We start from the raw sequence: 20,033 nt of genomic DNA on the forward strand, positions 1-20,033 counted from the left end.
AAGGAACCACGTCGCGCGCGGTCAGCCGCCGGCCGGCAGATACTTCGCGAACCAGCCCAGCGCCCGCTGCAGCACGTCGCGCTGGTGCGCGGGGTCGACGAAGTGGTGGCCTTCGTTCGGGTACACCACCAGCGAGGTCGGCACGTTCTGCGCGCGCAGCGCGTGCCACATCTCGAACGATTGCGGCGCCGGACATTCGGCGTCGCGATCACCGACCACGATCAGCATCGGTGTCTTCACCTGCTTGATGAAGTTGATCGCCGAGCTCTTCGCGTACACCGCCGGGTCGTCGTACACGCTGGCGCCGAAGAACGGCGGCATCCACTGGTCGATCAGGTTCTGGCCGTAGTAGCTCTGCCAGTTCGAGATGCCGGCACCGGCCACCACGGCGCGGAAGCGCTGGGTCTGGGTCGGCGCGAACATGCTCATGAAGCCGCCGTAGCTCCAGCCGGTGAGGCCGAGCCGCTTGTCGTCCACCGGTACTTTCTTCTCCACCGCGTCGACGCCGGCGAGGATGTCGCGCAGGTCGCCGTAGCCAAAGTCCTTGCGGTTGGCCTGCACGTATTTCTCACCCTGGCCGAAGCTGCCGCGCGGGTTCGGCTGGAACACGAAGTAACCCAGCGCGGACAGCGGCGCGGCGCCGTAACCCACGCCCGGCCAGCGCGGAATCACCGCACTCGACGGACCGCCATGCACCACCACGACCATCGGGTAGGTTTTCTTCGCGTCGTAGTGGGCCGGGTACAGCAGCCAGCCCTGCACGTGGAAGCCTTCGTTGTTCCATTCCACCGATTCGGCCTTGCCCCAGGCCGGCTTGAGCGCGGCATTGAACGAGGTCACGGCGGCTGGCGCGGCGTTGCCAAGCGCGCCGGCATGCACCTCGGACGCGGTGGCATACGAGCTCTGCACGAACGCGACCTGCTGATGGTCGCTGGACAGTGACACCGCCATCGACGCGCTGCCGTCGCTGAAGCTGGCCGGCACGGTGAAGTGCGCGGTCTGCTGTTGTGCCTGCGTGGCCGAGACCGCGTAATCCGCCAGCTGGCTCTGGCCGTTGCTGACCTGGCTGACCAGCATCGACTGCGGCCCGGTCCAGTTCAGCCACGACGGCGTGACGTGGATGTCCGGCGTGAGGTTGGCCAGCGTGCCGCCACTGGCCGGCACCGCGTAGATATCACCGCCGGTGGCGCCCTGATCGCTCATCAGGCCGCCGATGAAGGCGATCCGCGAACCATCTGGCGACCAGCGCGGCAGCGCGATCTGCAGGCCGTACAGCGAACCGCTGTTGTGGTTGGTCGGATCGACCAGCAGCGTGGTGGTTGCATCGGGTTGTGCCGGTTGCGCGTAGAGCTTGGCGATCCACCAGTTGTTGTCGCCCGGTGGTTGCGCCGCGGTGTAGGCGATCCGCGTGCCGTCGGGCGACCAGTCGAATTCGTAGGCATACATGTCGGCGGGCGTCAGCTCGCGCAGCGTGCCGCTGGCGATGTCGACACTGGCCACGTGCTGTATTTCCACGCCGGCGACGCCGACTTCGCCGGCTGCCGGTTTTGCTGCTGCCACCGCGCTGGCATGGCGGGTAGCGCCGGGCACGTACAGGAAGCCGATCGATTTGCCGTCGCCGGTCCATTGCAGCGCGCGCACGTAACCCTGCAGCTGGGCCAGTTGCGCGGGTGCGCTGCTGCCGGTGGCGTCGGCCAGGTAGATGGTGTTCTGCATCACCTTGGTGCTGGTCAGGTCGACGCTGCAGTTGGACACGAACGCGAGGTGGCGCGAATCGGGCGCCCAGGCAACTCCGGATTCGGCGCAGGTGCCGGGCTTGGCGGCCGCGCTCAAACGATGCGCATGGCTGCCGTCAGCCGCGGCCACCTCGATCGATGGCCTGCCCTGGCGCTTGATCACCCAGGCCAGCTGCTTGCCGTCCGGCGAGATCGCCACCGCCTCGATCGACTGCGCCTTGCCCAGCTCGGTCAACAAGTGTTCGATGCGTGGATCGACGGCGGGCGAGGCGGCGAATGCGCTGGATGCCAGCACGATGGCCAGCAGAAGAAAGGGGGCAGGCAGGTGCGGGCGTTTCAACATGAGGGACTCCGGCGCAAGGGAATCCGCACGCTACTACCAGAGGTTTACAAGCGCCAAGTGTAGGACGGCATGGCAAGTCCGCGCCGTGCGGTTCAGTGCGTGGGCGTGGCTGCCGCGGCCGCACGTACCGCGGCCATCGCGACGAGCCTGGCGCGGATGCCAGGGATCGCCGCCAGTGCCGCCTTCTCGCCTTCCAGGATGGCCTGGTTCTTCTGCTCGAAATCGGTCGGGCCGATACCGGCCAGACGGGGCCGGATCACCACGTCGGCGCGCGCGGTTTCCTGCGTCGCCAGCTGCTGGCCCATGATGCTGATGGACTGGCCGACGATGTTCATCATGCCTTGCGGGTTGCTGCCGCTGGGCTTGGTCGAGATGTCCACCGCGATCACGAAATCGGCGCCGAGCTGGCGCGCGGCGTCGACCGGTATCGGGCTGACCACGCCGCCGTCGACATAATGCCGGCCGCGGATTTCGGCAGGTTCGAATACGCCGGGAATGCTGGAGGATGCACGCACCGCCTGGCCGGTATTGCCGTGCACGAAAACCACGCGCGCGCCGGTTTCCAGTTCGGTCGATACCGCCGCAAACGGGATCTTCAACTTCTCGATCGGCTGCTGGTGCACCAGCTGGTTGACGTAATCCTGCAGCGCCTGACCCTGTACCAGTCCGCCGGAGAACAGCCGCACGTCGCGGATCTTCGCTTCGTCCAGACCGAACGCGGTTTCCTGCAATGCGAACGCGTCCATGCCGCTGGCGTACAGCGCACCGACCACGCTGCCGGCACTGGTGCCGGCGACCACGTCAGGGTGAATGCCGCTGGCCTCCAGCATCTTGATCACGCCGATATGCGCGAAACCTTTCGCCGCGCCGCCACCGAGCGCGAGGCCGATCTTCAGCGGCACCGGTGCCAGCGGAGGCGCGATGACCGGCTGCGGGACGGTGGGCTTGCTGCCGCCAAAACACGCGCTCAGGGTGAGCGCAGCAAGCAGCGGCAGCAGGAGGCGTCGGCGGAAAGGCATGGGTATATCGCGCTGAAAGAGGATGACGTGATGGGAGTCTATGGCCGGTTCATGGCACCGCCCGGGCACGGGACGGGCAGCGTTCTTGCGCTGCATCCGGTCAGCGGGTGAAGCAGCAACGATCTCAGCCCTGCGCGCCGTCCGCTTCCAGGTGGTAATGCGTGGCCATCTCGATCTCTTGCTTCGAGCCGAGGAAGACCGGTACGCGCTGATGCAGTCCGGACGGCTGGACGTCCATGATCCGCTCGCGGCCGGTGGTCGCCGCGCCGCCGGCCTGCTCGACGATGAAGGCCATCGGATTGGCCTCATACATCAATCGCAGCTTGCCGCCCTGCTGCAGGATCTTCGCGTCAAGCGGGTAATAGAACACGCCGCCACGGGTCACGATGCGATGCACGTCGGCGACCATCGAGGCGACCCAGCGCATGTTGAAGTCCTTGCCGCGCGGACCGTCCTTGCCGGCCAGCAGCTCGCCGATGTAGCGCTGCATCGGCGCCTGCCAGTGACGCTGGTTCGACATGTTGATGGCGAACTCGGTGGCGGTTTCGGGGATCCGGATGTCGCGTCGGCTCAGCATGAAACTGCCGACCTCGCGCTCCAGCGTGAACTCGTGGGTGCCGTGGCCGAAGGTCAGCACCAGCACGGTGGCCGGGCCGTACACCACGTAGCCGGCGGCGAGCTGTTCGGTACCCGGCTGCATGAAATGCTCGACCTTTGGCTCGGTCACGTCATCGGGGCAGCGCAGCACCGAGAAGATCGTGCCGACCGAGATGTTGACGTCGATGTTCGACGAACCGTCCAGCGGATCGAACAGCAGCAGGTGGTTGCCCTTCGGATAGCCGTCCGGAATCTGCTGCGGGTCTTCCATCTCCTCCGACGCGCAGGCGGCGAGGTGGCCGCCCCAGGCATTTGCCTCCAGCAGGATCTCGTTGGAGATCACGTCCAGCTTCTTCTGCGCCTCGCCCTGGATGTTCATGCTCAACGCACCGCCGCTGCCGGCCATGCCCAGCACGCCGCCCAGCGCGCCCTTGTTGGTGGCCACCGCGATGCGCTTGCACGCGCGCGCGACCACCTCGATCAGCAGGGAAAGTTCGGCGTTGATGTGGCCGGCGCGGCGTTCCTCGATCAGGAACTGGATCAGCGAGATGGGCTTCATGTCGGGTCCGTGGCAGAAGAATGGGGCATTGTCCCGGCTGCGGCTGAACAGCGCCAGCATGGCCGCGCCGGCCACGGCGCCGCCCGTCTACTGACAGCACGTTGGCAGCAGGGGGTGGGCAAGCTGTACCTCCATAGCGGAGGGATACAACATGCGCGATACGGTTTATTTCCTGATCTTTGACGGTTTCGCCGACTGGCAGGCCGCGCTGGCGCTGTGCGAGATCCGTCGCCCCGGCGACTGGCTGGTGCAGACGGTGGGCTTCACCAGGGCTCCGGTGATGTCGATGGGTGGCCTCGGCGTGCGGCCGGATGTGTCACTGGCCCAACTCGACCCGCAGCGCGCGGCGCTGCTGATCGTGCCGGGCGGTCATCTGTGGCAACGGGGCGAAGGCGAACCCGCAGTGACCACCATCCGTCAGTTGCACGCGGGCGGCGCGCCGGTGGCCGGCATCGACAGCGGCGTACTCGCGCTGGCCCGCGCTGGCCTGCTCGACCACTGCCGGCATACCGGCAACTGGTCCGGCCAGATCGTGAGTCAGGTACCCGCCTACGGCGGCGCCGAGCAGTACGACAACGACGTGCTGGCGGTCAGCGATGGCGGCGTGATCACGGCCAGTCACCTGGGCAGCGTGGAATTTGCTCGCGAGGTGATCCGCACGCTGGATCTCTATAGCGCCAGTGACCGTGAGCACTGGTTCCGCCTGTTCAAGCACGCCCAACTGCCGCCGTGGTGTATCGGCGAAGCCATGGCGGCGTGAGGAGATAATGACAATGAACAAGATCCTGCAACGTACGCTGATGGCGTATCGCCCGCTGTATTTGAATGGCCTGCTGCTGGACGGGCGGCACGGGTTGCCGGCGTCCCTTGCACAGCACGATCCGGCGCCGCCGGATCGCGAGGCGCGCTCCGGCCGGCGCGTGCTGCTGGTCGCCCTGACCGGCCTTGGCCGTCACCTTTTCTCCCATCGGAGCAAGTCGTGCTGAAGACCTATCGCGGCAGTTGCCATTGCGGCGCGGTGCGTCTTGAAGCGGACATCGACCTCGCCGCCGGCACCGGCCGCTGCAATTGCTCGATCTGCACCAAGACGCGCCACTGGGGTGTGGTCGTGAAGCCCGCCGCGTTCCGCCTGCTGGCGGGCGAGGCGGCGCTGTCGGATTACCAGTTCAACACCCGCAGCGCCCATCATCTGTTCTGCCAGTACTGCGGCGTGCGCCCGTTCGGTCGCGGTCATGTCGAGGAGATCGGTGGCGACTACGTGTCGATCAACCTCGCCTGCCTCGACGATGCCGAAGCGCAGGAGCTGATCGACGCCCCGCTGCATTTCTCCGACGGGCGCAACAACAACTGGATGTCGGCACCGGTCGAGACGCGGCATCTCTGATCCCTTCACCTTGCACGGGCCACACCGATGAATCATCCACGCGTCACCTTCTTCCATTCGCCACAGAGCCGCTCCGCCGGCACCCGCGCGCTGCTCGAAGAGCTTGGTGCCGACTATGACCTGCATGTGCTCAGCCTGAAGGCCGGCGAGCAGCGCCAGCCGGCCTACCTGGCGATCAATCCGATGGGCAAGGTGCCGGCCATCCTGCATGGCGACGCGTTGATCACCGAACAGCCGGCGGTGTTCATGTACCTGGCCGATCTCTATCCCGAGGCGAAGCTGGCGCCGCCGATTGGTGACCCGCTGCGCGGGCCGTACCTGCGCTGGATGGTGTTCTACGGCTCGTGCTTCGAGCCGGCGCTGGTCGACAAGTCGATGCAACGCGAGCCGGCGCCGCCGGCGACCTCGCCGTATGGCGACTTCGACACCATGCTGAAGACGTTGACCGACCAGCTCGAAAATGGGCCGTACCTGCTCGGCGATACGTTCAGCGCGGCCGACGTGCTGTGGGGTACGGCGCTGAACTGGACCACCATGTTCAAGCTGGTGCCGGAGCTGCCGGTGATCCGCGCTTACATCGACCGGGTGGTTTCGCGCCCGGCCATGCAGCGTGCGGCGGCGAAGGATGCCGAGCTGGCTGTCACGCTGGCAGCGTGATGCGATGAAGCATGACCGGCGTGACGTTCGGCGCTGTTCGTCATCGCCGACCTCGGCGATGATGTGCGGATGCGTCGAGCCGATCGCCTGTTCCTCATCATCCATGCCCTGCGCGGCCGGCGAACCGCGCTGCAGGCGCGCTCGCTGGCGCAGACGCTGGGCGTCTCGCTGCGCACGGTCTATCGCGATGTGGCCGACCTGCAGCTGTCCGGCGTGCCGATCGAGGGCGAAGCCGGTGTCGGTTACGTGCTGCGCAAGGGTTCGGACATCCCGCCGCTGATGTTCACCGCGAGCGAACTGGAGGCACTGGTGGTCGGTTCGCGCTTCGTGCGCGCGTTCGCCGGCACGCAACTGGCCGAAAGCGCGCAGTCTGCTTTGCTCAAGATCGAAGCGGTATTGCCGCCCGAATTGCGCGAGCGCTCGGCGCGCACGCGGATCTTCGCGCCGGTGTGGCGCGACCAGCACCGCGACGACTTCGCCGCCCTGATCGACCGCTTGCACGCGGCCATCGTGGGCAACCAGGTGTTGCAGCTGGAGTACCGCGATGAAAGCGGCCGCGCCAGCACGCGCGAGGTCGAGCCGCTGTGCCTCTCGTTCTGGGGCGGCAAGTGGACGCTGGGCGCGTGGTGCCGGCTGCGCCGCGATTTCCGCAATTTCCGCCCGGACCGCATCGATGCCAGCGCGCCGAGTGGCGAATGCTTTGTGGAAACCGACGGGCGCGACCTGGCCGCCTATCTGCGCGCGGTCGGCGTCGGCAAGCTCGATCTGGGCTGAGCGGCGCGGCCGGCCACATTGCCATATGCCGGCTTGATGGCGACGATATGCATCCAGATCACCCCGCGTGATGGATGATGACGTCGTCAAGCAAGAAGGAACCCGCGTGAAGAAGACCCTGATGATGACCCTGCTGGCTGCGCTCGCGCTGGCCCCGGGCGCATGGCCGCTGCATGCGGCCGCGATCATGCCGGCCAGCCAGACCGCCGCCAGCGCCGATGCGCATTTCAGGACCATCTACGCCACCGAATGGGCATGGCGTACCGGCCAAGCCGGCATCAGCACGTCGGGCGAATCGCAGCCCAACGAAGGCCGGCTCGACAATGTCGATGCAACCCGCCAGCAGCAGCGGCTGGATTACTGGCAGAACGTGCTCAGGCAACTGGATGGCGTCGACGTGGCGCACCTGTCGCCGGCCAACCAGGTCAACTACGCGATCTACCGCGAGCAAATCGACAACTTCGTCGCCGGCCAGAAATTCATGAACTGGCAGATGCCGTTCAACAGCGACTCGGCGTTCTGGTCGGACATCGGCTACGAACTCGGCGGCGATCGACTGCGTACGGTCGACGACTACCACAGGTACCTCGACCGGCTTGGCCAGATTCCGGTCTATTTCGATCAGCAGATCGCCAACATGCGGCTCGGCCTGCAGCGCGGTTTCAGTGTGCCGCGCGAGGTACTCAAGGGTCGCGATGCGTCGATCGCCGCGGTGGCCGAGTTGAAGGATCCGACCCAGAGCAGCTTCTACGCACCATTCAGGCAGCTGCCCGCGTCGATCCCGGCCGATCAGGCGCAGCTGCTGCAGGGCCAGGCGCTGGCGCGCATCCGCGACGGCGTGATTCCCGCGTACGCGAAGCTGCTGGAATTCTTCCGCAACGACTATGTGCCGCAGGCGCGCACCACGCTGGCGGCCGAAGCGTTGCCCAATGGCAAGGCGTTCTATCGCCAGCAGATCCGCGAATACACCACGCTGGACCTCGGGCCCGACGCGATCCACCAGATCGGCCTCGACCAGGTGGCGAAGATCCACGCGCAGATGCTGGACGTGATGGCGGACTCCGGCTTCAAGGGCAGCTTTCCCGAGTTCCTGCAGTTTCTGCGCAGCGACCCCCAGTTCTACGCGAAGACGCCCGACGAGCTGCTGATGCGCAGTGCGTGGGTGGCCAAGCAAGTGGACGGCCAGATGGCCAGATACTTCGGCCACCTGCCGCGCCAGCGCTTCAGCATCCAGCCGGTGCCGGCCGACATCGCGCCGTACTACACCTCCGGCCGCGGCGGCGCGGACGTCTATCTGGTCAATACCTACGACCTGCCGTCGCGGCCGCTGTACAACATGCCCGCGCTGACCCTGCACGAGTCCTATCCGGGCCACGCGCTGCAGCTGGAGCTGGCCGACGAGCAGCACGGCCAGCCGGCATTCCGCCGCAACAGCTACATCTCCGCCTACGGCGAAGGCTGGGGTCTGTACTCGGAATATCTCGGCAACGAAATGGGCATCTACAAGACGCCTTATCAGCGCTTCGGCTACCTCACCTACCAGATGTGGCGCGCCTGCCGGCTGGTGGTCGATACCGGCATCCATCACCTGGGCTGGACGCGCCAGCAAGGCATCGACTACCTCACCGTCAACACCGCGCTGTCCGCGCGCGAAATCGCCAACGAAGTCGACCGCTACATCAGCTGGCCCGGTCAGGCGCTGTCGTATGAACTTGGCTACCTGAAGATCCTGGAGCTGCGCGCCAGGGCGGAAAAGGCGCTGGGCGCGAAGTTCGACATCCGCCACTTCCACGACACCATGCTGTCGACCGGCTCGGTGCCGTTGCCGGTGCTGGAGCAGCGCATCGACCGTTTCATCGCCGATGGCGGACCGGAGCCCGACTTCGGCTGCGATTGCGCGAAAGGCGGCAAAGCCGCATCGTCGACGCCTTGAAGTCAGCTTGGTCAATAATTGACCATACTTCTCTTGTGGAGTAGATTGAAGTTCAACTTCACAAGGAGAGTTTCGCATGTTGGCCCAGCCGCTGCTCGAAACCGCTCCCGCCGGCGAGCTCGGTGGCCCGGCACTGCGCGTCTTCTTCCGCCTCGCCGAGCAGTGGAAGCTGCGCATCGCGGAGCAGCGCAAGCTGCTCGGCGACCCGCCGGAATCGACGTTCTACAAGTGGAAGCGCCAGCAGGATGGCGCGCCAGGCCGCGACACGATCGAGCGGATCAGCTACCTGCTCGGCATCTGGAAATCGCTGCAGATCCTGTTTCCCGATCCGGAGCAGGCCGACGCGTGGCTGCACAAGCCGAATGCAGCGGCGTTGTTCGGCGGCCACTCCGCGCTGGAACGCATGCTGTCGGGCAACGTCGCCGACCTGTATGTGGTGCGCCAGTATCTGGATGCGCAGCGCGGTTGAGTGAAGTGTGGACATGGTCGCGACCGGCGAGACGGTCGCGCGACATGCTTGGTTCCTGCCCCTGCGCGCCGCTTCCGCCTGTCACGGACTTCCGATGCCGACCACGTTGCCACCGATCAAGCGCATTCGCTGGACTCACGCGTACCGCATCGTGCCAAGCCGCTTCCCGCCGATCGGCGTGTACGACCGCATCGCCGATCCGGCGGATCTCGACGCACTGTTCGCGATCGAGGCGCTGACCAATCCGCGGCTGCGCGAGGAAGCGGGGGCGCTGGAACTGGTACCGCGGGAGCGCCGCATCAGCGGGCCGGGTTCCACCCCGGTGATGGCCGCGTTCACCCATCTCAATCCCGACGGCAGTCGTTTTTCCGACGGCAGCTGGGGCGTGTTCTACGCCGCGCACAGCGTCGCCACCGCGGTGGAGGAAACGGTGTACCACCGCGAGCAGTTCCTTGCCGCTACCGCCGAGCCGGCGTGTGAGATCGAGATGCGCTGTTACCGCACCAGCATCGTGGGCAAGCTGCACGATCTGCGTGGTGGCTGGCTCGAAGCGCAGGATCCGGACAGCTACGTAGCCAGCGTGGCACTGGCGCGACAGCTGCGCACGACGGGCTCCAACGGCATCGTCTACAACAGCGCTCGCCATGCGGGGGAATGCGTGGCCATTTTCTATCCAGATCTGGTGGCGCCGTGCATGCAGTCCGAGCATATGATTTATCGCTGGAACGGACAACACATCGCGATGGTGCTCAAGGTGTCGGCACTTTCGCGTCCGCGCTAACCTCGGGGCTTGCCCCTGAGCCGACGGCGGAACCATGAAACGACTGATCGTCCTGCTGTTCGCGTTGCTGCCGCTGCTGGCGCAGGCGCGCGAGAACGATCATGCGCAATGGAATTCGGCCATCGCCGCGTTCGAGGCTGCCGACCGGACACATGCACCGGCACCAGGTTCCATCCTGTTCATCGGCAGCTCGTCGATCGAGCACTGGAAATCGCTGACGGCGGATTTTCAGGAAGTGAGGGCCATCAATCGCGGCTTCGGCGGTTCGGTGATCAGCGACTCGACCTTTTTCGCCGATCGCATCGTGGCGCCCTACCATGCGCGCGCCATCGTCATGTACGCGGGCGACAACGACCTGCAGGAAGGCAACAGTCCGGAACAGGTGCGCGACGATTTCGCCGCCTTCGTGCGCAAGGCGCGCACGGTCGATCCCGGCGTGCCGATCGCCTTCGTCGCGATCAAGCCCAGCGTGGCGCGCGCCGTGCTGCTACCCCAGATCCGACAGGCGAATGCGCTGGTCCGCGCGTATGCCGCAACACAAAAAGACGTGACGTACCTGGATGTCTTTACGCCCATGCTCAAGGACGGCGCGCCGCAGCCTGATCTTTTCGGGGAAGACGGCCTGCACATGAACCGCAAGGGCTATTTGTTGTGGATCAACATCATCAAGCCGTGGGTGGATGCGGTGCCGCGCTGAACCGGTCGCTCTCCGCGTGCCGGCGCGATCAAGCAACCTATGCCCGAAGAATGTGGATTCCAAGAGCTGCCAGTGGCTTGGTCAAGGCCTTCGGCGTTTCCCGTTCCACCACGATGGTATTGGCCGCCTTGGCTTCTGCGATGACATAAGCAGAGGCAGCGTTGATCTTCTCCGACGAGGCCAACACCACGATCTCTGCAGCGCGAGCGGCCAAGGCGCGCTTGATATACGCCTCTTCGAGATCACCTGTGCTCAGCCCTGCAACGGGGTGCACGCCGGTTACTCCCATGAAGTAGATATCCGCGCGAATATGCCCGATGGCTTCGATGGCGGCGGCCCCGACGGTCACGATCGAGTGTTTGAACAGGCGGCCGCCAATGAGCACCACTTCAATGCCGGGATGGTCGACCAGTTCAACCGCAACGCTGGGACTGTGCGTAACGACAGTGGCCTGAAGCGTCATGGGAAGGTGTCGCGCCAGCTCGACGCAGGTGGTACCGCCATCGAGAATCGCGACCTGTCCCGGCAGGATCAATTCGGCCGCTTTGCGGGCGATGGCTGATTTTGCCGTTGTGCTGATGTGCTTCCGCTGCGAAAAGTCGGCGACAGCCGGCGACGAGGGCAGAGCCCCCCCGTGCACCCGCTGCAGCAACCCGTCGGCTGCCAACTCTCGCAGATCGCGTCGAATAGTGTCTTCAGACACGCCGAAGGTTTCGCTAAGTGCTTTGGCGATGACCTGTCCGTCTTGCTTGAGCGTGGCCAGGATGGCTTGTTTGCGATGGGTGGTCAGCATGGTGTTCTGCACGAAAATAATTGACATTGCACGATAATGCACGATACGGTTTTAGGTACTCCTTGTCCAGAAGAGATCCGGTGCCATGCGCGAAACCGCCGAGCGTGTCAGGGTGATCGAGAGCCGGGTCCTGTCTGACGATTGGTATCTCTTGAAGAAGACGGTGTTCGAGTTCCGCCGTGCTGACGGGTCATGGCAACGCCAGCAACGAGAAACCTACGACCGTGGCAACGGAGCGACCCTGTTGCTTTACCAGCCGCCCTCGCGACGCGTGGTCTTGACCCGCCAGTTCCGGTTCCCGGCCTTCGTCAACGGGCATGACGGCATGCTGGTCGAGGCACCCGCCGGTTTGCTCGATCAGGCCACCCCGGAGCAGCGAATTCGGGCCGAAGTGGAGGAAGAGACTGGCTATCGCGTTGGCGAGGTACGCAAGGTCTTCGAGGCATTCATGAGCCCGGGATCGGTTACTGAAAAGCTCTTCTTTTTCGTCGCCGAATACGATGCGGCATCGAAAGTGAGTGCAGGCGGAGGCATCGAGGCCGAAGGCGAGGACATCGAAGTGATCGAGCTGCCGTTTGAAGAAGCGTTGGCGATGATTCGACGCGGCGACATCGTCGACGGCAAGACCATCATGTTGCTCCAGTACGCAGCGATGCATTTGTTCGACACGCCGGAGCGTGGGGCGTGAAGCCACAGCTGATACTTGTCGCGGGCCCGTATCGCAGCGGTACCGATGGCGATCAGGCAAAGATCGCACGCAATCTGCGGACCCTCGAGCAAGCGGCCCTCGCTGTATATCAGCGCGGCCATGTCCCGGTAATCGGTGAATGGCTGGCGTTGCCGTTGGCGCGCGAAGCTGACTCGTCGAGGCCGGGTGACGCCATCAGCGAGTCATTCCTCTACCCGGTAGCGCGGCGACTACTACGCTGTTGCGACGCGGTATTGCGGATCGATGGTGCTTCCAAGGGTGCGGACGACGATGTGCATCAGGCCAAAGAGCTGGGCCTGCCCGTCTACCATGCCTTGACCGATCTCCCGCTCGTTCCAGGCTAGCGGATGGCACCCGAGCATTCGCCATTCGGTATCGACGCCAATGTCGCAGCAGCGCGTGAAACGAAAAGGGCCGGTATGTTGACCGGCCTCGGCGAATCGACGTGAGACAGCCTGGAAGCTCAGGTATCCGCGCCCGTCGCCCAGCCTTCGCGATCGCCACGGGTGAATACGCGATCGTCATTCAGCACATCACCGGCGGCGTGCGCGGGCAATTCGTGCAGTTTCGCGTAGATCGGCGTGAAGTCCGGATGCGTCGCCTCGAACAATTGCTCGAAGCTGTCGATCACGAAGTAGGTCTGCTGGTAGGTGTCGATGCGGTAGCGTGTGCTCATCACGCGCTCAAGACCGAAGCCGATGCGGTTCGGCGATGGTGAATCCAGCGAGTAGATCGACTCGCCCTTGGAGCTGACGATACCGGCGCCGTAGATGCGCATGCCTTCACCGGTGTTGATCAGGCCGAACTCCACCGTGTACCAGTACAGCCGCGTGAGGTTCATCAGCGCGTCGGGGCCGATCGCGAACGCCTTCATGCCGCCGCGGCCATAGGCCTGCATGTAGTCGGCGAATACCGGGTTGAGCAGCAGCGGCACGTGGCCGAACAGGTCATGGAACAGGTCCGGCTCGCTGAGGTAGTCGAGCTGGTCGGGCTTGCGGATCCACCAGCTGACCGGGAAACGGCGGTTGGCCAGGTGATCGAAGAACACCTCGTCCGGCAACAGGCCTTCCACCGCGACCACTTCCCAGCCGGTGGCGGCGCCGAGCACCTTGTTCAATTCGGCGAATTTCGGAATGCCGCCGTCGCCCAGGCCAAAACGTTCCACGCCGGCCATGAACTCCTTGCAGGCGCGGCCGGGCAGCATTTCGCGCTGCCGTTTGAACAAGGTGTCCCAGACTTCGTGGTCGGTCTTGCTGTAGCTGGCCCACGGCTGCTCGACCACACCGGTGGCATACACCGGCACGTAACCGCGATCGGTCTGCTGGTGTTCGACTTTGCGCGGCGTATCCATGGCGAGCTCCGAAGCGGGCGTGGCTGATCAGGCTGCAAGCTTACGGCGGTTTGCCTGCACGAAGCTTGTTTTATTGCCAAGGTTTGCGTCATGAATGCACTATCATTGCGTATGTAATGAAAATATCGAAGGTTTGTTGCGCATGACGACGCTCGACCGCACCGACCTGCGCCTGCTTGCCGTACTGCAGAGCGAGGGCCGCATCACCAATGCCGAGCTGGCCGAGCGGGTCAGCCTGTCGCCTTCGGCATGCCTGCGCCGGCTGCAACGGCTCGAAGCGGACAAGATCATCACCGGCTACGCGGCGCAGATCGATCCGCTGGCGGTCGGCCTGGGCCTGCAGGCGTTCGTGCGGGTGCAGTTGAGCAAACACGAAGCGGAAGCGATCGAGCGCTTCGTCGAACACGTCAACGGCTGGGACGAAGTGGTCGCCTGTCACGCGCTGACCGGCGACATGGATTACCTGCTACATGTCTATGTGGCCGACCTCAAGGATTTTTCGCGCTTCCTGCTCGATCATCTGTTGAACGCGGCCGGGGTCGCCGATGTCAATTCCAGCTTCGTGTTGCGCACGGTGAAACGCTCGCCGTCGCTGCCGCTGAGCCAGCTTGAGCGTTGAGCCGCGCGCTCGCACCAACTAACGCTAAACTAACCGACTGATGAGTATCGACACCACCACTGTTCCCGAGCGTGACCTGTTGCGCCCGCTGCGTTACCTGTGGCGCGTGCCGCTGCTGCTGCTGCACATCCTGCTGGGCATCCTGCTGTGCTCGCTGATCCTGAGCTGGAACCAGCACGTGGTGATGCAGAACGGCAAGGAGCCTTTCGCGCACCGGATGATCCGCTGGTGGTCGACCCAGCTGCTGCGCGTGTTCGGCATGCGCTCGGTGCGTTTCGGCGAGCCGCTGGCCGATCCGGTGCTGTTCGTCGCCAATCACACCTCGTGGATCGACATCGAGCTGCTGCACAGCCAGCGCGCCGCCTGTTTCGTGGCCAAGGCGGAGATCGCGCAGTGGCCGCTGGTCGGCTGGATGGCGGCGACCGGCGGCACCATCTTTCATCGCCGCGGCAGCAATCATTCGCTGTCCACGGTGATGCAGGTGATGGTCGAGCGGCTGCGCGGCGGCCGTTCGGTGGCGGTGTTCCCCGAAGGAGGCACCGGCTATCACGGCGTGCTGAAAGTGTTCCACGCGCGCATCTTCCAGGCCGCGCTGGATGCCGAGGTGGCGGTGCAGCCGGTGGCGTTGCGCTTTGCCCGTGATGGCCGCCGGGTTCTCGATGCCGGCTTCCGCGAGGACGAGAGCTTCGTGCACAACATCGTGCGCCTGCTCGGCGAGGCGCCGGTGGATGCCGAAGTGCATTTTCTCGCGCCGGTGCCGGCCAGTCCGGATGCGCGCCGGCGCATGGCCGAGCTGTCGCGCGAGCGCATCGGCGCGGCGCTGGAAGACACTGCACCGGAAAACGCTTCACAGGGTCAGCGCCGGCCATGAGCCTGCCGTACGGAAAGGATTTCCGTCCGCCCTGGCCGCTGCGCAATGGCCACATCCAGACCATGCTGTCCTCCAGTGGCGTGCGCCGCGTGCTGCTGCCGCGCGCGGCAAAAACCGTGCTGCAGGGTGCCGAGCCGGTGGTGGTCGACGGCGGTGGCGGCGTGCGCCTCACCGGCGCCTATACCGCGCAGAAAACCCGGTCGCAGGCGCGTGGCCTGGCCGTACTGTTCCATGGCTGGGAAGGCAGCGTCGATTCCACCTACGTACTGCAGACCGGCAGCCGGCTGCTCGCCGACGGCTGGGACATCTTCCGGCTGAACTTCCGCGACCACGGCGACAGTCACGGCCTCAACGAGGCGCTGTTCCATTCCTGCCGCATCGACGAGGTGATACATGCGCTGGGTGATATCGCGCAACGCTGGCCGGCCCGCCCGATCGCGCTGGCCGGGTTTTCGCTGGGCGGCAACTTCGCGCTGCGCGCCGCGCTGCAGACCTCGCGCGTGGGCATCCCGCTCAGCTACGTGCTGGCGGTGTGCCCGATCATCGATCCGGGCGAAGGCCTGTTTTCGCTGGAGGAAACCGCACCATGGTTCTACCAGGCGTATTTCATGCGCAAGTGGCGGCACTCGCTGCAGGCCAAGCAGAAGGCGTTTCCGCAGCACCAGTATTTCGAGATGTCCGAACTGAACCAGCATCTGCGCGGGCTGACCGAGGCGATGGTGCTGCGGCACACCGACTTCCCGTCGCTGCAGCAGTATCTGGACGGCTATTCGGTGGCTGGTGATGCGCTGCTGGCGATGCAGATTCCCGCCACCATCCTCACCGCGCGCGACGACCCGGTGATTCCGGTCGACGCGTTCGAGAAACTCGAACTGCCGCCGAACGTCGAGCTCGACATCGCCGACTTCGGCGGCCACTGCGGTTTCATCCGCGGCTACGGCATGACCAGCTTCACCGACGACTACATCGCGGCGCGCTTCAATGCGCTGGTGGACGAGGTCGTGCCGACAACCTGAGCGCGGTCAGAACACCGGGCCAGACATACGCTGCCGCATCCAGCAGGCGATGCTCATGCGATCGCGCGTGGCCGGCAGCACTTCATGCTCGAACTGCGCCGAGAGAAATAGCAGCAGGTTGCCCGCGTGCGGATAGATGTCACGGTGCGAACCACCATCCAGATACAGCCGCAGTGCACCGCCATCGGCTTCCTGCCAGCCTTCGTTGAGGTAGAACACCGCCGACACCACCCGCGCATCGCTGTCGCGCAGGCGGTCGATATGACGCGTGTAACCGGCGCCCGGCGGATACACCGCATAGTGCGATTCGCATTCGACCAGGCCCAGCATCAGCTCGCGGTTTAGTGCAATCCGCAACGCGTCGAGGCGATCTGTAAATACCTGCTGGGGTGCGCTCCTCGTTCCGGTCTGGAACCAGTGCGTGCTGTCGCCGCGCAATGGCGTGGCGGTACGCGCGGCACCCACCCGCGCCGGCGTCAGCTGTTGTGCCTCGTGCATGGCGCGGCATTCGGCCGCCAGTGCTTGCGTCTGCGCGGACGACAGCAGATCCGGCACCACGCACCAACCGTCGATGGCCAGCGCGTTCGTCACGCTGCTGAATTCATTTGAGCCGGTATTCATCGAGCGCCAGTGTAACCACGCATGGCCGCGCTAGCGCTTGCGCAACGGATCCAGCAGCGATGACAGCCCGTTGTGATCCAGCTCCAGCATCAGCGCCAGCAGCCGGCCCAGCTCGCCATTCGGAAAGCCCTTGCGCGCGAACCATGCGAGATACGCGCCGGGCAGGTCGGCGATCAACCGGCCCTGATACTTGCCATACGGCATGCGCACGCTCACCAGCTTCGGCAGGTCTTCCGCTTCCATCAATCGCGATCCCGTCCGCAAAAATTTGGACAGTGCATGGTGAGTCTGATTGCCGTACAGATCGCGAGGGATGGGCCGTGACAGCCGCTTTCTGAAGACGGATAGCGACCCCGCGATGCAACGGGGTCATGTTTCGCCTGGGTTCTGGCGCGAACGGGCCCTTCCGCTCTTGCCATCCAGGTACGCCGCGAGCTGAGGCCGCTCCATTTTTCGGACACGTTGATTAAGCACTCACGGCTTCACAAACCGCAACGTCATCCGATCCGACTCGCCGATCGCCTTCATCTTCGCGTGCTCGCTGTCAGGCCCGGCCAGATCCGGCGGCAGGCGGTGCACATTGATGTCTTCCGGATCGGTGGGGTTGGCGTTGATCTGCGACACGCCGGCCACGCGGAAGCCGGTCTTGAGCGCGAGCGCGATCAGGTAATCCTCGGGCAGGCGGTGCAGCGCCTTGGCGCTGTCCACGGCATCGGCGAACGGTTTGGCACGGTGTTCGGTGACGCCGAACACGCCGCCGGGTTTGAGCACGTGGAACGCGGCCTGGAATACGGCGTCGAGGGTGGCCGGGCTGTGGTTGAGCCAGTCATGCGTGTTGCGGAAGGTGAGCACCATGTCGGCGGAGTTGTCGGCACCGAGGTTCACCTGGAACGGCGGTGCGAACGGGATGATTTTCGCGATGTGTCCGTACACCGCCGGATCGGCCTTGAGCTTGGCGCTGAATTTTGCGGCCGTCGCCGGCGCGGCCTCGATCAGGTGTCCGTGCGCATAGAGGAACGGCGCGAGGATTTCGGTGTACCAGCCACCGCCGGGCGACAGCTCGATCACCGTCATGTCCGGCTTGATGCCGAAGAATTGCAGGGTCTCGACCGGGTGGCGATATTGATCGCGTGCCTGGTTGGCAGGTGAGCGCCAGTGGCCGTTCACCGCCTGCTGCAGCGTCGCGGTGGTGCTGTCGGGTGCGGTGGCAGGCGCGGCGCTGGCGACGGCGGGGAGCAGCAACGTCACGATCAGCGGGATGAGCAGCTTGCAGGTGCGAGGAGACATGGTGCGACCCTCCTGACGATGGGCGTTCAAGACTACGCCGAAACAGGGCGCCTATTCATCCCGGAGGAGCGAAGTCCACTGCAGTGCGAAGAAAGGCGCACCCTGACCGTGGCTTACTTGTGGGAGCGACTTCAGTCGCGACTGCGTAGCAGTGCGCTGCGCCGCCCGGTCATGCATCAAGCAGCTGGAGCCCCGAGATGCTGCAGGCCGCTGTTGCGGCCATCGCGACTGAAGTCGCTCCCACACGTAAACGGGCATCTCGGCGACGAGCAGAAGCTTGTTCAGACCGAAGTCGCCGAACTCACGGCCTGTCCCACACCAGCTCCGGCAGCGTCGGCGTGTGCAGCGTCCGGACGGCCTGCAAGCGCTGCGCTGAGAGTCCCAGCGCAGCGAGCATGGTCGGCGCCAGCTGGGTGGTGCTGACCGGCATCGTCAGACTCTGGCCGCGCCGCGGCAGCTGCGGATTGCTGAGCAGCAGGGCCACGTGTGTATCGTCATCATCGAAGCCGCCGTGTTCGGCCAGCTTGCGGTCGTCGGGTTTGCCGTAGATGACTCCCGGCTGCGGCATCACCACCAGGTCGGGGGTGCGTGGGTCGTTGCCGCCCGCGCCGAAATAGCGGGCCACGTCGGCACCGGCGATGACCTTGCGGATGCCCAGCGATGCGGGGGCGGCGCGCAGTGCGGCGGCCACGCGCGCGGCTTCGGCGCGATCGTGCAGCCACACCAGCGCGCCCTGATCGGCGGTGAGCTGCGCCAGCCCGTGCGGCGCGGCGGCGGCGACGGTTTGTGCCAGCGCCTTCTTCTCGATGTGCCGCAACAGGCGCTGGTCGATCGGTGCATTGCCGTGCTTGGCGGTCACCACGAACAGGGTCGAGTCGAGCAGCCCGTGCTGCTGCAGCGCCTGCCGCATGCGACCGAGCAAAGTGTCGCAGTGGGCCAGCGCATCCGTCAGCCCGGGCGTGGGCGCACCGCGGGCGTCGGCATAGCCGGCCAGCTTCTGGGCCACGTTGACTGCCTGCATGTTCATGCCGAACAGGGTCGGTACCGGCGCACGCCCGGCATGATCGTGGGTCCAGCCATCGATCTGGTTGAGCAGTGCGTCGGCCTTCAGGCTGTCGTAGCGTTCGGTACGCTGGATCGAGCCGGTGATGTGATCGTGCGGGGCTGCCGTGCTGCCCTCGTAGTCGCCGCCGATCTCCGGCGTGTACAAGTCGTCGATGCCGTGGCCGTCCGGGCCGTCGAGGATTTCGTAGACGGGGTGCTTGTCGATCCATGCCGTATGTCCGCCGGCGTCATGCACGACGTTGAACACGGTGTTGGTGCGCAGGTAATCGTGCGGGTACACCGGCGTGCATGATCCCGGCCGGTGCGGCAGACGCGCGGGGTCGAGCGTACGCCGGTCGCGGCCGTCGGCGGCCTCGTCGAAGGCCACCCGGGTACCCTGCCGGCCAAGCTTGCAATCGGCCTCGGAGCTGGCCAGATCGCGGTCATAGCTGACGTCGAAATACACGCCGGTGACCGCCGGCGTGCCGCCGGTCATCATGCCGAGCAGGCCGGGAAAGGAGTCCGCCGGCACGGCGGCATGCGCATCGGTGTACTGCACGCCGTCGGCCGCCAGGGTTGCCAGCGTCGAGTGCTGATGCGCCGCCAGATAATGTTGCAGGTCGGTCGCGTGCAGGCCGTCGATGCTGATCACCAGCACGTGGCGGATCGCGGGTCCGCGGCCCGCGGCGTGCGCCGGCGCAGCCAGCCACAGGATCACGCCGACGGCAGCCAGCGCGGCAAGCAGGTTTTTCATCGGGGAAATCCGTCGGGTA

23 protein-coding genes are annotated in these 20,033 nt (G+C 65.3%); 14 read left to right on the forward strand and 9 right to left on the reverse strand.

Going from position 1 to position 20,033, the window contains the following annotated elements; genetic code table 11:
* Positions 1-21: 21 nt before the first annotated feature.
* The 3 genes from EAH75_RS14585 to EAH75_RS14595 all read right to left on the reverse strand — a co-directional run bounded on the left by EAH75_RS14585 (position 22) and on the right by EAH75_RS14595 (position 4,254).
* A complete protein-coding gene (locus EAH75_RS14585) occupies positions 22-2,079 on the reverse strand; it encodes an alpha/beta hydrolase family protein (protein WP_140805969.1) in 2,058 nt (685 codons plus the stop codon).
* Positions 2,080-2,171: 92 nt separating this feature from the next.
* Positions 2,172-3,098, reverse strand: a complete 927-nt coding sequence (locus EAH75_RS14590) for a patatin-like phospholipase family protein (RefSeq protein WP_140805970.1) — start codon at positions 3,096-3,098, stop codon at positions 2,172-2,174.
* Positions 3,099-3,222: 124 nt separating this feature from the next.
* Complete coding sequence (locus EAH75_RS14595; protein ID WP_140651600.1) at positions 3,223-4,254, reverse strand: class 1 fructose-bisphosphatase; 1,032 nt, start codon at positions 4,252-4,254, stop codon at positions 3,223-3,225.
* A gap of 151 nt (positions 4,255-4,405) precedes the next feature.
* Between EAH75_RS14595 and EAH75_RS14600 the strand changes: the two genes are divergently transcribed.
* The 9 genes from EAH75_RS14600 (at position 4,406) to EAH75_RS14640 (ending at position 10,949) form a co-directional block, all read left to right on the forward strand.
* Positions 4,406-5,014 carry a DJ-1/PfpI family protein gene (locus EAH75_RS14600; RefSeq protein WP_140651602.1) on the forward strand — a complete coding sequence of 203 codons (609 nt, stop codon included), beginning with the start codon at positions 4,406-4,408 and terminating at the stop codon, positions 5,012-5,014.
* Positions 5,015-5,027: 13 nt separating this feature from the next.
* The gene (locus EAH75_RS14605; protein ID WP_140651604.1) at positions 5,028-5,240 is read left to right on the forward strand and encodes a hypothetical protein; all 213 of its coding nucleotides are present in this window, start codon (positions 5,028-5,030) and stop codon (positions 5,238-5,240) included.
* Complete coding sequence (locus tag EAH75_RS14610) at positions 5,234-5,638, forward strand: GFA family protein (RefSeq protein ID WP_140651606.1); 405 nt, start codon at positions 5,234-5,236, stop codon at positions 5,636-5,638. Before EAH75_RS14605 ends, EAH75_RS14610 begins: the two co-directional genes overlap by 7 nt.
* A 27-nt stretch (positions 5,639-5,665) precedes the next feature.
* Positions 5,666-6,295, forward strand: a complete 630-nt coding sequence (locus EAH75_RS14615) for a glutathione S-transferase family protein (protein WP_140651608.1) — start codon at positions 5,666-5,668, stop codon at positions 6,293-6,295.
* 69 nt (positions 6,296-6,364) lie between these two features.
* Positions 6,365-7,069 carry a helix-turn-helix transcriptional regulator gene (locus tag EAH75_RS14620; RefSeq protein WP_140651610.1) on the forward strand — a complete coding sequence of 235 codons (705 nt, stop codon included), beginning with the start codon at positions 6,365-6,367 and terminating at the stop codon, positions 7,067-7,069.
* A 70-nt stretch (positions 7,070-7,139) separates the two neighbouring features.
* The gene (locus tag EAH75_RS14625) at positions 7,140-9,002 is read left to right on the forward strand and encodes a DUF885 domain-containing protein (protein WP_140651612.1); all 1,863 of its coding nucleotides are present in this window, start codon (positions 7,140-7,142) and stop codon (positions 9,000-9,002) included.
* Positions 9,003-9,078: 76 nt separating this feature from the next.
* A complete protein-coding gene (locus EAH75_RS14630) occupies positions 9,079-9,471 on the forward strand; it encodes an MbcA/ParS/Xre antitoxin family protein (protein ID WP_140651614.1) in 393 nt (130 codons plus the stop codon).
* 94 nt (positions 9,472-9,565) lie between these two features.
* Positions 9,566-10,252 carry an RES family NAD+ phosphorylase gene (locus EAH75_RS14635; RefSeq protein ID WP_140651616.1) on the forward strand — a complete coding sequence of 229 codons (687 nt, stop codon included), beginning with the start codon at positions 9,566-9,568 and terminating at the stop codon, positions 10,250-10,252.
* Between the two features lie 34 nt (positions 10,253-10,286).
* Positions 10,287-10,949: a GDSL-type esterase/lipase family protein gene (locus EAH75_RS14640; protein ID WP_140651618.1), complete on the forward strand. Its 663-nt coding sequence runs from the start codon at positions 10,287-10,289 to the stop codon at positions 10,947-10,949.
* Between the two features lie 37 nt (positions 10,950-10,986).
* Here EAH75_RS14640 and EAH75_RS14645 read toward each other — a convergent pair whose 3' ends face one another.
* Positions 10,987-11,769 (reverse strand): DeoR/GlpR family DNA-binding transcription regulator, encoded by a 783-nt coding sequence (locus EAH75_RS14645; RefSeq protein WP_205043198.1) that lies wholly within the window; start codon positions 11,767-11,769, stop codon positions 10,987-10,989.
* A 58-nt stretch (positions 11,770-11,827) separates the two neighbouring features.
* On the opposite strand from EAH75_RS14645, the gene EAH75_RS14650 reads away from it, so the two are divergent.
* Positions 11,828-12,430 (forward strand): NUDIX domain-containing protein, encoded by a 603-nt coding sequence (locus EAH75_RS14650; protein ID WP_140651621.1) that lies wholly within the window; start codon positions 11,828-11,830, stop codon positions 12,428-12,430.
* A complete protein-coding gene (locus EAH75_RS14655) occupies positions 12,427-12,795 on the forward strand; it encodes a DUF4406 domain-containing protein (protein WP_140651623.1) in 369 nt (122 codons plus the stop codon). Before EAH75_RS14650 ends, EAH75_RS14655 begins: the two co-directional genes overlap by 4 nt.
* A 119-nt stretch (positions 12,796-12,914) precedes the next feature.
* Here the strand turns inward: EAH75_RS14655 and phhA are convergent, their stop codons facing one another.
* A complete protein-coding gene (phhA, locus tag EAH75_RS14660) occupies positions 12,915-13,802 on the reverse strand; it encodes a phenylalanine 4-monooxygenase (protein WP_140651626.1) in 888 nt (295 codons plus the stop codon).
* Positions 13,803-13,944: 142 nt separating this feature from the next.
* Between phhA and EAH75_RS14665 the strand changes: the two genes are divergently transcribed.
* Genes EAH75_RS14665 through EAH75_RS14675 form a run of 3 tightly spaced genes read left to right on the forward strand, consistent with a single transcriptional unit; the run spans position 13,945 to position 16,308 of the window.
* Complete coding sequence (locus tag EAH75_RS14665) at positions 13,945-14,421, forward strand: Lrp/AsnC family transcriptional regulator (protein WP_140651628.1); 477 nt, start codon at positions 13,945-13,947, stop codon at positions 14,419-14,421.
* Positions 14,422-14,461: 40 nt separating this feature from the next.
* Positions 14,462-15,292 carry a lysophospholipid acyltransferase family protein gene (locus EAH75_RS14670; protein ID WP_140651630.1) on the forward strand — a complete coding sequence of 277 codons (831 nt, stop codon included), beginning with the start codon at positions 14,462-14,464 and terminating at the stop codon, positions 15,290-15,292.
* The gene (locus EAH75_RS14675) at positions 15,289-16,308 is read left to right on the forward strand and encodes a YheT family hydrolase (RefSeq protein ID WP_140651632.1); all 1,020 of its coding nucleotides are present in this window, start codon (positions 15,289-15,291) and stop codon (positions 16,306-16,308) included. Before EAH75_RS14670 ends, EAH75_RS14675 begins: the two co-directional genes overlap by 4 nt.
* A 6-nt stretch (positions 16,309-16,314) precedes the next feature.
* Here EAH75_RS14675 and EAH75_RS14680 read toward each other — a convergent pair whose 3' ends face one another.
* From EAH75_RS14680 to EAH75_RS14695, 4 genes are all read right to left on the reverse strand, one after another.
* Complete coding sequence (locus tag EAH75_RS14680) at positions 16,315-16,929, reverse strand: 2OG-Fe(II) oxygenase (protein ID WP_140651634.1); 615 nt, start codon at positions 16,927-16,929, stop codon at positions 16,315-16,317.
* 30 nt (positions 16,930-16,959) lie between these two features.
* The gene (locus EAH75_RS14685; protein WP_140805971.1) at positions 16,960-17,172 is read right to left on the reverse strand and encodes a DUF3820 family protein; all 213 of its coding nucleotides are present in this window, start codon (positions 17,170-17,172) and stop codon (positions 16,960-16,962) included.
* A gap of 231 nt (positions 17,173-17,403) precedes the next feature.
* On the reverse strand, positions 17,404-18,216 hold the full coding sequence (locus EAH75_RS14690) for a class I SAM-dependent methyltransferase (RefSeq protein WP_140651638.1): 813 nt from the start codon (positions 18,214-18,216) through the stop codon (positions 17,404-17,406).
* Positions 18,217-18,517: 301 nt separating this feature from the next.
* Complete coding sequence (locus tag EAH75_RS14695) at positions 18,518-20,014, reverse strand: alkaline phosphatase family protein (RefSeq protein WP_140805972.1); 1,497 nt, start codon at positions 20,012-20,014, stop codon at positions 18,518-18,520.
* Positions 20,015-20,033 lie beyond the last annotated feature (19 nt).

It is taken from the genome of Rhodanobacter glycinis, from assembly GCF_006438785.1.
Taxonomy (GTDB): Bacteria; Pseudomonadota; Gammaproteobacteria; order Xanthomonadales; family Rhodanobacteraceae; genus Rhodanobacter; species Rhodanobacter glycinis_A.